At 61.7% G+C, this 12,930-nt stretch carries 13 protein-coding genes; 7 read left to right on the top strand and 6 right to left on the bottom strand.

The window, feature by feature from the left end; translation table 11 throughout:
- Positions 1-69: 69 nt before the first annotated feature.
- The 3 genes from LAN70_13980 (at position 70) to LAN70_13970 (ending at position 1,940) form a co-directional block, all read left to right on the top strand.
- Positions 70-405, top strand: a complete 336-nt coding sequence (locus tag LAN70_13980; protein ID MBZ5512260.1) for a hypothetical protein — start codon at positions 70-72, stop codon at positions 403-405.
- Positions 406-442: 37 nt separating this feature from the next.
- Positions 443-1,228 (top strand): slipin family protein, encoded by a 786-nt coding sequence (locus LAN70_13975; GenBank protein ID MBZ5512259.1) that lies wholly within the window; start codon positions 443-445, stop codon positions 1,226-1,228.
- Between the two features lie 79 nt (positions 1,229-1,307).
- Positions 1,308-1,940 carry an SPOR domain-containing protein gene (locus LAN70_13970; protein ID MBZ5512258.1) on the top strand — a complete coding sequence of 211 codons (633 nt, stop codon included), beginning with the start codon at positions 1,308-1,310 and terminating at the stop codon, positions 1,938-1,940.
- Between the two features lie 197 nt (positions 1,941-2,137).
- Here the strand turns inward: LAN70_13970 and LAN70_13965 are convergent, their stop codons facing one another.
- On the bottom strand, positions 2,138-3,070 hold the full coding sequence (locus LAN70_13965; GenBank protein ID MBZ5512257.1) for a hypothetical protein: 933 nt from the start codon (positions 3,068-3,070) through the stop codon (positions 2,138-2,140).
- A 262-nt stretch (positions 3,071-3,332) separates the two neighbouring features.
- On the opposite strand from LAN70_13965, the gene ftcD reads away from it, so the two are divergent.
- From ftcD to LAN70_13950, 3 genes are all read left to right on the top strand, one after another.
- Complete coding sequence (ftcD, locus tag LAN70_13960; protein MBZ5512256.1) at positions 3,333-4,817, top strand: glutamate formimidoyltransferase; 1,485 nt, start codon at positions 3,333-3,335, stop codon at positions 4,815-4,817.
- Positions 4,818-4,962: 145 nt separating this feature from the next.
- Positions 4,963-5,208, top strand: coding sequence for a glutaredoxin family protein (locus tag LAN70_13955; protein ID MBZ5512255.1), 246 nt, complete (start codon positions 4,963-4,965; stop codon positions 5,206-5,208).
- Positions 5,209-5,338: 130 nt separating this feature from the next.
- Positions 5,339-6,940: an AMP-binding protein gene (locus tag LAN70_13950; protein ID MBZ5512254.1), complete on the top strand. Its 1,602-nt coding sequence runs from the start codon at positions 5,339-5,341 to the stop codon at positions 6,938-6,940.
- A gap of 325 nt (positions 6,941-7,265) precedes the next feature.
- Here LAN70_13950 and LAN70_13945 read toward each other — a convergent pair whose 3' ends face one another.
- Both LAN70_13945 and LAN70_13940 read right to left on the bottom strand, forming a co-directional pair.
- Complete coding sequence (locus LAN70_13945) at positions 7,266-7,670, bottom strand: carboxypeptidase-like regulatory domain-containing protein (protein ID MBZ5512253.1); 405 nt, start codon at positions 7,668-7,670, stop codon at positions 7,266-7,268.
- A gap of 89 nt (positions 7,671-7,759) precedes the next feature.
- Complete coding sequence (locus LAN70_13940; protein ID MBZ5512252.1) at positions 7,760-8,224, bottom strand: RidA family protein; 465 nt, start codon at positions 8,222-8,224, stop codon at positions 7,760-7,762.
- Positions 8,225-8,429: 205 nt separating this feature from the next.
- Here LAN70_13940 and LAN70_13935 point away from each other — a divergent pair, with 205 nt between their 5' ends.
- Positions 8,430-8,999 (top strand): class IV adenylate cyclase, encoded by a 570-nt coding sequence (locus LAN70_13935; GenBank protein ID MBZ5512251.1) that lies wholly within the window; start codon positions 8,430-8,432, stop codon positions 8,997-8,999.
- Between the two features lie 141 nt (positions 9,000-9,140).
- Here the strand turns inward: LAN70_13935 and ahcY are convergent, their stop codons facing one another.
- The 3 genes from ahcY to LAN70_13920 all read right to left on the bottom strand — a co-directional run bounded on the left by ahcY (position 9,141) and on the right by LAN70_13920 (position 12,699).
- The gene (gene ahcY / locus LAN70_13930) at positions 9,141-10,418 is read right to left on the bottom strand and encodes an adenosylhomocysteinase (GenBank protein ID MBZ5512250.1); all 1,278 of its coding nucleotides are present in this window, start codon (positions 10,416-10,418) and stop codon (positions 9,141-9,143) included.
- A gap of 93 nt (positions 10,419-10,511) precedes the next feature.
- Positions 10,512-11,699, bottom strand: a complete 1,188-nt coding sequence (gene metK / locus LAN70_13925; GenBank protein ID MBZ5512249.1) for a methionine adenosyltransferase — start codon at positions 11,697-11,699, stop codon at positions 10,512-10,514.
- A 214-nt stretch (positions 11,700-11,913) separates the two neighbouring features.
- Positions 11,914-12,699 (bottom strand): helix-turn-helix domain-containing protein, encoded by a 786-nt coding sequence (locus tag LAN70_13920; protein MBZ5512248.1) that lies wholly within the window; start codon positions 12,697-12,699, stop codon positions 11,914-11,916.
- Positions 12,700-12,930 lie beyond the last annotated feature (231 nt).

Here is a 12,930-nt window from a genome sequence, read left to right as displayed (position 1 = left end):
CGGTGGTGGAAGAGCGCGGCACGGCATACGAGAGATAGCACGCATCGAGTGGGAAGGGGCGGAGTAAGGATGCCTGGATATGAGGTGTTGTGCCGTTTTGGTGAGCGTTCCAAAATAGTCAAGAATGCGAGCATCCTGAAATTCGTCCCGCAGGGAGTGGCTCGCCGCCCGCGCCCGCTGGATCAGGCCGGCGGCAGCGTCGAAAGACCGGCCTGGCGAAATCCTGGAATTGTGAAACGGCAAGCCGATGGCCAATGGAAGTTCTGGCGCATCATGTTTAACAGCACAATTCCCTCAGCGACGGACGGAAAGCCGATCCAACCGGCCATCGTTACTCCCAAGGTTGCACGGCGGCGAATCGCCGACATCCAGCCGGGCGAATGCTGCTACAATTCGCGCAGATGACTTCATCGTTTGCGCGCTGCGGAGGCGGAGCAAAGATATGAATCCGCTCACATTCATTCCAATCGCCATCGTTGTTCTCTACATCCTCAACTCCATCAAAATCCTTCCCGAGTACGAGCGCGGCGTCATCTTCCGCCTGGGGCGGTTGCTGCCCGAGCCCAAGGGACCCGGCATCTTTCTTGTCTTTGCGCCCGTGGACAAGATGGTCCGCACCTCCCTGCAGCAGGAGGCGCTGGAGGTCCCGCCGCAGGACATCATCACCCGCGATAACGTCACCCTGAAGGTGAACGCCGTTATCTTCCTGCGCGTGGTGGATCCGCGGAAAGCCATCGTCGAGGTGAAGAACTACCTCTACCAGACTTCGCAGTTCGCGCAGACCACGCTGCGCTCGGTGCTGGGCGAGGTCGAACTCGACGAGCTGCTCTCCCACCGCGACAAGCTCAACCTGCGCATCCAGAGCATTCTCGACCAGCACACCGCGCCCTGGGGCGTGAAGGTGGCCAACGTCGAGGTCAAGCAGGTGGACATGCCGGAATCCATGCTGCGCGCCATGGCCAAGCAGGCGGAGGCGGAACGCGAGAAGCGCAGCAAGATCATCCACGCCGAAGGCGAGTTCTCCGCCGCGCAGCGCCTGGTCGATGCGGCGCACCTGCTCGCCACCGAGCCGACCAGCATCCAGTTGCGCTACCTGCAGACGCTGACCGAGATCGGCGTGGAAAAGAACACCACCATCGTCTTCCCGCTGCCGATTGACCTGTTGAAAGGCTTGCAAGCGCTGCTGGATCAGCGCACCAAGGAACCTAAACCCGCGGCGGGAGCGTAGCAGGCTTCGGGCTTCAGGTGTTAGTGGCGGACATAAGACGGAAGGCGTGGCGAGTCGAGTTCCAGTTTTCGGAGTGGAGATGACCAATCAGGATGACGAAGTCACGCTCGGCACAGGCCGCCTTCTGGGCCTGTTTTTTGGCCTGGTGATCGTTTGCGCGCTGTTCTTCAGCCTGGGATTTACGCTGGGACGCCGCTCGGAACCGGTTGCGGCCGCGTCCACCACCGTCCCCGCCGTCGTGGGCGCCGAAGCGAAGCCATCGTCGGCGCGGGCCGAGGCCACAATCAAGCCCGACTGCGCCACTCCGGGCGCGTGCCCGGAAACGGCGCCCAAGTCCACCACCGACGAGCTGACCTTCTATAAAGCGGTGGAGCAGAACGAGCCCAAGGCAAAGCTGGAGCCGCCGGCACCGCCTGCGGCTGCGCGAGTGACCACCCGAACGGCGGAATCCAAGCCGGTAACGCCGGAAATGCACCGTTCGGGGATGCTCGGCTCCGGGTACATGGTTCAGGTGGCCGCGGTCTCCAAGCAGGACGACGCCGAAGCGCTGGTGCAAGCGCTGCGCAAGAAGAGTTATCCCGTCATTACCACCAGCGGGCCGAATGACAAGTTTTATCATGTGCAAGTGGGACCGTTTGCGGAGATGAAGCAGGCGGAAGCGACCCGCTCCAAGCTGATCGCCGACGGGTATAACCCGATCCTGAAGAAATAGCTGTCAGCTCTCAGCTTTCAGTTGTACGAGTTCACCTGCAACTCTGCAGGCGGAGAGGGGCAGAGTGTCATCGTTTCCGCTGAGAGCTGATGGCTGACGGCTACTTCTCAGGATGACGCCCTTCAGGTTTTCGGAATCAACCCGGAAGCAGAGTTAGACCGCGGACATCAAGACCCACAACCACAACTCGCAGCTCTCTACTTAATCACCGACGCGAACAGGTCGGACTGCACCAGCGACTGGAACTTTTTCTCGTCGGACTTGAAGTTCAGCTTCAGGTTGGCGCTGTCGGAATTCACGGTGACGCTGTCCAGCGCGGTCTTCTCCACGCCCTGCGCGTTCATCTTGCGGAACAAGACGCCGGCCTGGACCAGCGACGACAGGGTGGCGGCGGTCATGGAATCGGACGTCACCACGCTCAGGTTGAAGTTCACGCCGTTGTTGAATTCCATGGTGTAGCGCGAGCCGAGCAGGCGCTTGCGCACCATCTCGTAGTCGGCGAGCTTGGCGGCATCGCCGAGGGTGGAGTGCAGCAGGTTCTGCGTGCCCTGCGCGTCCAGGACGCTCCATACCGGCCCGGAATCCACGGCAGCGATGTTGTCGGTGACGGCGGAATTGCTGCCCAGGGCGGGGGCTTCACCGTCGCGGGCGTCGAGAGCCGCCTGCACCGCGGCGTGCTCCCCGAACAGCATGGTGAAGTCGTCGAGGAAGGTCATCTCCTGCCCGCCGGGCATGGAATACAGGTCGCTGGTGCGGTACTTCAATGGCTTGATCTTCTTGACCTTCATGCGCGCCAGGATCTTCTTGGTGGGAAAGGTTCCCTGCGCCAGTCCGATGATCTGGACCTCTTTCTTGGTGCGAAACGAGGCGAAGGTGAGCTGCTCGACGTCGTTGTCGGGATCGATGCCGAACCCGCGCAGCGCAGTTTCGAACTCCTTGAGCTGGTCGGGCAGCACGCGCGCCTTCAGGGCCAGCGCGGTGGGCGAATTTTTCAGCGCCCGGTAATCGACGGAGATGATCTGCTGGATGTCGGCGGGAATGACCACGCGCGCCGACGTGCCCAGCGGCATCGCCACCAAGGGCAATCCGGCCAGCAGCAACAGGCAAAGACAAAGAATAATCCGCTTCATGCGACCTCGTGGGAATGGTCCCATCCCGATGGTGCTTTCCTGCTTTTGGTTGGAACCCGGTTCTGCTGACATTGTAGCGGAAATTCGGGGCAGGCAGGCAGGTTGCTTCCCTTAGCCCAAAGTGACGAAGTCACCTTAGTACAGGGGCGACGGGTTCTCGGTTTACGGTTTACGGTTGTCGGTTTTCAGTTTGCGGTTCTCGGGTTACGGCGCAACCGAAAACCGATAACCGAAAACCGACGACGATGTATCCTAATCGGCTATGTCCACGCTGGTTGAGTGTGTACCGAACTTTTCCGAGGGTCGCGACCAGGCGAAGGTTGACGCCATCATCGAGGCCATGAAGGTCCCCGGAGTCTACCTGCTGGACCGGGAAATGGACGCCGACCACAACCGCTGCGTGATCACGCTGGCCGGCGACCGCGAGCACATCGGCGAGGCCGCCATTCGCGGCGTCGGCAAGGCCGCCGAACTGATTGACCTCACCCAACACCAGGGCGCGCATCCGCGCATGGGCGCCGCCGATGTCATTCCCTTCATTCCGATTGACGGGGTCACGCTGGAAGACTGCGTGGCCATCGCGCGCAAGGTGGGCGAAGAAATCTGGCGGCGGTTCCAGATCCCCGTCTATCTCTATGAAGCGGCCGCGACCCGGCCCGAGCGGCAGAACCTGGAATACATACGGCGCGGCCAGTTCGAGGGCATCCGCGACGAGATCGCGACCAATCCGGCGCGCCAGCCCGATTTCGGCGAGCCGCGGGTGCACCCGACGGCGGGCGCAACCGTGGTGGGCGCACGCAAATTCCTGATCGCTTACAACGTTTACCTCAACACGCCGGACGTGGAAATCGCGCAAAAAGTCGCCAAGACAGTGCGCTTCTCCAATGGCGGGTTGCGCTACGTGAAGGGCATGGGGATTCCGGTGCGCGGGCTGGCGCAGGTTTCCATGAACCTGACCGACTTCGAGCAGACCCCGATCGCGCGCGTCTTCGAGTACGTGAAGCGCGAGGCGGCGCGTTATGGCGTGCTGCCGGCGTTCAGCGAAATCGTCGGGCTGATCCCGAAAAAGGCGCTGGAGGACGCCGCCGAGTGGTTCCTCCAGGTGGAGAATTTTGATTCGTCGCTGATCTTGGAAAACCGGCTGGCGGCGGTGATGGGCGGCAAGATATCCGTCGGCGGGCTGCGCTCCGGCGTGGAGCCGTTCGTCGAACAACTGGCAGCGCCCACCGCCACACCGGGCGGCGGAAGCGCGTCCGCTGCCGCGGGCGCCATGGCAGCGGCGCTGGCGCACATGGTGGCCGGCATGTCGCGCGGCAAGAAGAATTACCTCCAGCACGAGCGCGAGTTGAGTGAAGCCATCGCGCGCCTGGCGCAGTTGCGGGAAGAGATGAAGGCGGCGATTGATGCCGACGCGGCGTCGTATGACGCGGTGGTGAAGGCCTACAAGCAGGCCAAGGATTCCGCCGGAAAAAATGGCGCGATCAATGAAGCTCTGCGGCAGGCAACGAATGTGCCGCTGGCGGTGGCGGAGCGCGCGCGCGAGGTAGGGCGGATTGCGGAGAGCCTGGGTGCGATCACCAATCCGAGGATGGCATCGGATTTGACCGTATCGAAGGCGCTGGCGCGGGCGGCGATGGAGGGTGCGATCGCCAACGTCGAGATCAACCTCGAGTCATTGCAGGCGGAAGAGCCCATGTTCGCGGAAGAAGTGCGGCAGAAGGTGGCGGAGTTGAAGACCAGTGGCTAGTGGTTAGTGGTCAGTGGTCAGTGGCCAGATCGCTTGCGGCAGCCGAGGGCGGCTGCCGCGGCAGAGCTTTGATGCTGGTCAGGTGCTGCCCCGGCGAGGGCGCCGGGGCCTACAGAACAAGTTTCTTATTGTTCGGCTTGAGCGCATGGATACGCACGAGGTCATTCTCTATTCCCGCAAAGGTTGTCATCTGTGCGAAGTGGTGAAGGAGTCGCTGGAGGGGCTGACCCATCGCGCTCGGTTCACCTGGCGCGAGGTGGACATTGACCAGGATGAGGAGCTGCGGCAGAAATATAACGACGAAGTCCCCGTCGTCTTCATCAATGGGCGGAAGGCGTTTAAGTACAGCATGGATGAAGAGGAGTTCTTGAAAAAGCTGGCAGCGCGGTAATTCTTGTATTTGGTAATTTCGTAATTTTGTAATTTGGTAAATTCGTAGTTTGCTGATGTACTGCGGCTCTCGCAACCTGCGAGTATGACTTCAATTGCCAAATTACGAAATTACTAAATTGCCAAATCAAATGTCTTCTTCATCGCAGTTGAATCCTCAAAGGCTGCGGACGGAGTTGTACGCCGATCCGGCGGGCGTGTTCGTGCACAACGCCATCCTGAGCGCGTGCCGCAAATACGCCGCCAAGACGGTGTTCCTTGACACGTCGTACACGGCGGCGCGGCGGATTTCCTACGGCGAGTACGGCGAGACGGTGGAGCGGCTGGCGCGCGGCCTGGTGGCGGCGGGAGTGAAGCCGGGGGATCGCGTCGGCATTTTTCTGCCGAATACCTGGGAGTTCGCCGCGACCTATCATGCGACGACGCTGGCGGGCGCGATCCCGTCGCCGCTGAATCCCAGCTACAAAGAGCGCGAGGTCCGCTATCAACTGGAGAATTCCGGCGCCAAAGTCCTGATTACCGACGGCGCTCTGATCGCGGAAATCAATCTTCAGGGACTGCCGGGCCTGGCGCGGGTGTACACCGCGCGCCACGCGGCGGCGGGCGCGAGCGACTTTTCCGAGCTGCTGCGGCCGGTCACGGCGCCTCTGCCTTCGCCGGAGAAGCCGCCGGAGTTGACCCTGGCCGCGCTTCCCTTCTCCAGCGGCACCACCGGCCTGCCCAAAGGCGTCATGCTCACGCATTCCAACCTGGTGACCAACGTCTACCAACTGATCGGTCCCCATGCGGCGCCGTTCACCGGGCAGGAAACCGGGCTGTGTTTTCTCCCGCTGTACCACATCTATGGGCTGAACGTAGTGCTGAACCCGTGCCTGATGCTGGGTTGCACGGTGGTGCTGATGCCGCGCTTCGATCCGGTTCGCGCCCTGCAGTTGATCGCCGAGGAAGGCATCACGTTTATGCCACTGGTGCCGCCGGTGCTGAACATCTTCTGCCAGGCGGCGGAGCGCGGCGAGTTCCCCCGCGATCACCGCATCAAGTGGGTGAAATCGGGCGCGGCGCCGCTGGCCCCGGAACTGGCCAAGCGCTTCACCGCGCTCACCGGGGTGAAGATCGCGCAAGGATACGGCATGACCGAGGCGTCGCCGGTGACGCATGTGGGATTCGAGCACGGCCCGCTGTACAACCCGATTTCCATCGGGCAGCCGGTGGCGCTCACCGATTGCCGCCTGCTCGGCGAACTGGAAACCGAGGTCGGCGCCGGTGAGATCGGCGAGTTGGTGATGCGCGGGCCGCAATTCATGCTGGGATATTGGAACGCGCCGGAATCAACCGCGGACGTGGTGCGCGACGGCTGGTACTACTCCGGAGACGTGGCGCGCATGGACGAGCAGGGCCTGTATTACATCGTGGACCGGCGCAAGGAGATGATCAAGTACAAGGGATTTCCGGTGGCGCCGGCGGAGGTGGAGAGCGTGCTGCTGGAGCATCCGGCGGTGCGCGACTGCGGCGTGGTCGGCAGGAAGGACGAAGCGGCGGGCGAGATTCCCTGCGCGTTTATCGTGCTGCGTGAGGGGTTCCCGTCCAGCGAGAAGACGCAGGCAGAAATCTGCGGCTACGTGGGCGAGCGCCTGACCGGCTACAAACAGCCGCGCGAGGTGCGCTTCGTCACCGCGATCCCGCGCAACCCGTCGGGGAAAATCTTGCGGCGGGAGTTGCGGAAGATTTTGTGAAGCGAGTACCTAGTACCGAGTACCGAGTACCTAGTACCGAGTACCGAGTACTGAGTACCGAGTTTCCAGCACGAACGTAAGGTAGGCTGCTCGGTACTGCGTACTAGAACTGGTTTCAAAAAATAGATCTTCGCCTCAGGAAAAATGTCCCTCAGGGGCTAAAGCCCAGCATTCTTGCGGGCTCGGCGGCATGGCTCCCTCGGCTTCGCTCGGGACAGGTTCCGCCGTGCCCTTCCCAAGAACGACTTTTGAAACAGTTCGAATAGCGAGTTCCCAGTAGGAACGTATTCTAGGCTGCTCGGTACTGGGTACTCGGTACTGGGTACTATTTTGGTTTCTCTGCCGGCTTTTTTTCTTCCTGCTTCGGCTTGTCGTCGTAAATCGAATACTGGCCCTGCGGGCGTTTGAGCTTGATCGTGATTTCCTGTGTCGGCTGGTTGATTTCGAAATCCTCGCCGTAGGTCTGAAACCCGCGCACCAGCACCTGCACGCGTAACTTGCCGAAGGGCGCGCCGTCAAAGCTCGCCTTGCCGTCAGGATCGGTCTTGAGTTGGTAGCCGGCGTGCTTCTGGCGTCCATCCTTGGAAACCGGATGCAGCACGATCGAGGCATTGCGGATGGGCTTGCCGTTCTCCGCCCTCACCACCAGAAAATTCAGGGTTGCAACTTTGTCGTCCGCGTGGAGCGCGAGGGCAAACAACAGTGCAGCGATGAACGCGAACCGTTTCATGGTGGCTCTATTGTAAAGCCTTCATCTCTCAGCTATCGGCTGTCAGCTAACCGCGCTTTGATCGAAGCTGAGAGCTGACAGCTGAGAGCTTATTTTTTCACCGCGATGCCATTCATCTCGAAGTGTCCGCCGCGCAACAGCGGGCCGGAACCGACGAAGGCGCGCGCCGGGTAGTCCTTTCCGAAATAAGTTTTGTAGACGTCGTTGAATTTTCCATAGAGCGAGAGGTCGGGACAAAAGACCTGGACGAAGACGAGGTCGTCCATGGTCATGCCGGTCTCGGCGAGCACCGACTTGAAGCCGTCGAGCAGGATGCGGACCTCCTGCTCGATGTCGTCGGGCGGCTTGCCGGTCTTGGGATCGACGCCGATGCGCCCCGCGATGTAGAGGGTGTTGCCGGCCAGCACAGCGTCGCTGAAGGGCGCCTGGACCGGCTTCGGCAAATTGATGTAGCGGCGGGCGGATTGCGCTCCGCCCTTCTTGGGCGCGGCTTGAGCGGAGAGGGCTGTCGCTGCGAGGACGCTGATCGTGATCAGGACAAAAGCTTTCTTCATGTGGAGCTCCTTGGTCGAGCAATTAGCGATTAGCAATTAGCAATTAGCTAAAGCAGATTCCCTTCGACTTCCCTCAGGGCAGGCTCTCGCTGCGCTCGGAATGACAAAGCCTGACCGGACCCGGCCTGCGCTAATTGCTAATCCCTAAGTCCTTGGTTCCCCGGCCCGACATCTTACGGCAAAGCGGGATGGTATGCTTCCGGCAATGGCGTCGCCGAAGGAAGTGGAAATCAAGTTCGCGCTCGATGACCTGCGCGCCCTCGAGCGCAAGCTGCGCGCACTGCGCTTCCGCCGCCAGACCGCGCGCACGCACGAGATGAACACTCTGTACGACCTGCCGGGCGCGGTTCTGCGCCAGCGCGGCGAGCTGCTGAGGTTGCGCAAGTACGGCGACGGATGGACGCTGACACACAAGGCGCCCGGCCTCGCGGGGCGTCACAAAACGCGCGTCGAGACCGAAACTGGGGTCGAGAACGGCGAGCGCATGCACGGAATCCTTAGCGCGCTGGGATTCGCGCCCAGCTTCCAGTACGAGAAATTCCGCAGCGAGTGGAGCGACGGCACCGGACACGTGGTCTTGGACGAAACCCCGATCGGCAATTTCGGCGAGATCGAGGGCCCGCCGCGCTGGATTGACCGGACGGCGCGCGCGCTCGGCATTGCGCCCTCGCAGTACATCACCGACTCGTACGCACAGCTCTTTGCCGATTGGAAGACGCGCACCGGCAGTCCGGCGCAAGAGATGACGTTCAGCGCGGTCAAAAGGAGAAAGTGAAATTGTGTGAAGAAAACGCGCTCGAGGGCGAGCGGGCTACAACTTCATCGCGAGAGAAAGAAAAGCCCGGCCAAGGGCGGCCGGGCTGCATTGGTTGCGAGTTTGTTTTCCTGAAGCCTGACGCCTGACGCCTGAAGCCCTTTACGTTCCCTCGTCCCAGCTCGCCAGGTACTCTTCCTGCTCGGGAGTGAGGCGATCGATCTTGATGCCCACGGATTCCAGCTTCAGCTTGGCAACACGCTTGTCGAGCTCGACCGGAACCACGTAAACCTTTTTCTCCAGCGAATTGTGGTTCTTCACCAGGTAATCCACGGAGAGCGCCTGGTCGGCGAAGCTCATGTCCATCACCGAAGCGGGGTGCCCCTCGGCGGCGGCCAGGTTGATGAGCCGGCCTTCTCCCAGCAGGTTGATCTTGCGACCGTCCTTCAGCGAGTACTCCTCGATGAAGTTGCGCGTGGTGCGCTTGGACGACGACAGCTTTTCCAGCGCCGGGATATCAATCTCGACGTTGAAGTGTCCGGAGTTGCTGATGATGGCGCCGTCCTTCATGAGTTCAAAGTGCTCGCCGCGGAGGACGCTCTTGTTTCCGGTGACAGTGCAGAAGACGTCGCCGAGCTTGGCCGCTTCCGACATCGACATGACGCGGAATCCGTCCATCACAGCTTCCAGCGCGCGAGTGGGATCCACTTCGGTGACAATGACCTCGGCGCCCTGGCCACGCGCGCGGCTGGCCAGGCCGCGTCCGCACCAGCCGTAGCCGGCGACGACGAACTTGGATCCGGCCAGCAGGAAATTGGTGGCGCGGATGATGCCGTCAATGGTGGACTGCCCGGTGCCATAGCGGTTGTCAAACAGGTGTTTGGTGTCGGCGTCGTTGACGGCGATGATGGGGTACGCGAGCACGCCTTCCTTGGCCATGGCGCGCAGGCGAATGACGCCGGTGGTGGTCTCCTCGGTGCCGCCGAAGATGCCATCGAGGACGTCCTTGCGCTTGGTGAGCGCGGTGGTCACCAGGTCGGCGCCGTCGTCCATGGTGAGGTGCGGCTTATGGTCGAGCGCCGCCATGATGTGCTGGTAATAGGTCTGGTTGTCCTCGCCCTTGATGGCGAAGACGGGGACGCCGAAGTCGCGCACCAGGCAGGCGGCAACATCGTCCTGGGTGGAGAGCGGGTTGGAAGCGCACAGCACCACCTCCGCGCCGCCGTCGCGCAGCGTAATCGCCAGGTTCGCCGTTTCCGCCGTCACGTGCAGGCAGGCGGAGATGCGCACGCCCTTCAGCGGCTGCCCCTTGATGAAATCCTTGCGGATGATTTGCAGGACCTTCATCGACTGGTTGGCCCAGTCAATGCGCTTCTTGCCGAGATCGGCCAGTTCCATGTTCTTGACGTCGCAGGCGGCGTTAGCAGGTGTGGTTGACATAGTCTCCTGAACAGTTTCGAGTTTCAGTTTCAGTGTCAGTTTCAGAGCACGGGCGCATACCCCGAAACTCGAAACTGAAACTGAAACTTGTTTTTATTTCCTTGCGGCGTGAATCGCCCCGTGAGACGCGCCGGCGGCCTGCTCGCGCAGCGCCTTCGCCTTATCCGTCGCTTCCCAAGTAAAGTCTTTGTCGTCGCGCCCGAAGTGCCCGTAGGCGGCCGTCTTACGGTAGATGGGACGGCGCAGCTTCAGCGAGTCGATGATTCCGCGCGGCGTCAACTGGAAGTTGGCGCGCACCAGTTCCTGCAGCTTCTCATGCGCAACTTTGCCGGTGCCGAAGGTATCCACCAGAACGCTGACCGGATTGGCGACGCCGATGGCGTAGGCGAGCTGGACTTCGCAGCGGTCGGCGAGCCCCGCGGCCACGATGTTCTTGGCGATGTAGCGCGCCATGTAGGCGGCGGAGCGGTCCACCTTGGTCGGGTCCTTGCCGCTGAAGGCGCCGCCGCCGTGACGTCCCATGCCGCCGTAGGTGTCCACGATGATCTTGCGCCCGGTGAGTCCGGTGTCGCCCATGGGGCCGCCGATTACGAAGCGCCCGGTGGGATTGATGTGGTACTTGGTGTCGGCATCGAGCAGTTCGGCGGGAATGGTGGCCTGGATCACGTGCTTCAGAATGTCGGCGCGCAGTTCTTCATTGGTCACGTTCTCCGCGTGCTGGGTGGAGAGCACGACCGCGTCCACCCGCACCGGCCGGTGGTGATCGTCATACTCGACCGTGACCTGCGACTTGCCGTCGGGGCGCAGATAAGGCAGCGTGCCCTTTTTGCGTACTTCGGAAAGTTTGCGGCAGAGCTTGTGGGCGAGAGAGATGGCGAGTGGCATCAATTCGGGGGTTTCGTTGGTGGCGTAGCCGAACATCATGCCCTGGTCGCCGGCGCCGCCGGTGTCCACGCCCATGGCGATATCGCCCGACTGCTTGTTGATGCTGGAGATCACCGCGCAGGTGTTGGCATCGAAGCCGTACAGGGCGTTGTCGTAGCCGATGGAGGCCACCACGCCGCGCACCAGCGTCTGGAAATCGACGTACGCCTTGGTGGTAATCTCGCCGGCAATGACCACCAGGCCGGTGGCGGTGAGGGTCTCGCAGGCCACGCGGCTGTAGGGGTCCTGTTCAAAACAGGCGTCGAGGATGGCGTCGGAAATCTGGTCGGCGATCTTGTCCGGATGGCCTTCGGTGACCGATTCCGAGGTGAACAAAAAACGATTCTTGGTCGTCAAACAAACCTCCTGCTGGTGTTAGGCGCTACGGGCGGGGACGGACCGCAGGAACTGAATTTTAATCTTATCCAAAGTAGCAGAGCGCTCCTGTGGCCGCAACGCTTTTTGCGCTCGGGGAACACGTCCATTAACCCACCCGAGGGCGGAGTTGCGCACGAATTTCACAGTAAACGGTGTGTTTTGAGCGGTCAACCGCAATCCAGGAGGCGGTTAGTTACGGTCGTAACCCGGCGGAGGTGAATTCCATGGTCTTGACCTTGCCGTCCGGGATCAGGGGTGGTAGGAGTTTGTCGTTGTAGAACACATCGAAGCCAGTGGCTTTGCCGAGCTTGAGCACGACGCTCTCCTGCGCGTGCACGGACTTCTCGGAGTCCTTCGGCAATACGGCCGAGATCACCGGCTTGCCGTCGGCCACGATGGAAATCCAGGAATCTTCCTTGGCCTTCACCCGCACCACAAAACCATCTTTCGCCGGGAGCGGGTTCGTCCCCGGGCGTGACGCATCGGTAGAGGCTGCCGGCTTGGCTGCCGGCGGCGAGGGCTGTTGCGCTGCCGCGCGCACATGGCGCAATTTCGGCAGACCGTTCCTGGTGTAATACCGCCAGCCGCTGAACAGCAAGACCGCGACCACCACGACCACCGCGATCGGGCCGAGGGGCAGGCGCATGGGCTCGCTGTCCTCGACGTCGGGAAGGAAGATGTCACGATCCGGGGCGACGGCATTGGCGCCGGGTTCCTGGCGCGTGGTCTTGCCGGCGGCCTGGGCTTCGCTGAGCGCCGTCAGGTAATCGGCGACCGCCTGTTCTTCGTCGAGGCCGAGATAGCGCGCGTAGGCGCGCACGAATCCTTTGTTGAAGATTCCGCCGGGTAGCTTGTCGAAATCCTGCTCCTCGAGGGCCCGCAGCGACCGGGTCCCGATCTTGGTCGCCTCGGCTATTTCTTCCAGCGTGATGCCGCGCATCTCGCGCTCGCGCTGCAGTCGATCACCAAACGATCCCACGAATACATCCTCGAGTCAGGGAAACGGCCGCCCAAAATGGGTGGAGGAAAGCGCCGCCATCATAGGTTTGGCGCTTGGCAGTGTCAAAGAAAAAACCGTAAACTCGCACCTGGAAACGGCTTGCCTGCCTGCGGCCCGCGGCCGAGGGGTGACCAGGGTAACCGTTCTGGCGATTGAATGGCGGCCAATAAACCTTATAATGCGCCCAGCGAATTCACCGAAGCTGGGACT

It is taken from the genome of Terriglobia bacterium, from assembly GCA_020072845.1.
In the GTDB taxonomy this organism is placed as follows: Bacteria; Acidobacteriota; Terriglobia; order Terriglobales; family Acidobacteriaceae; genus JAIQGF01.
This window is presented reverse-complemented; position numbering and strand designations above follow the sequence as displayed.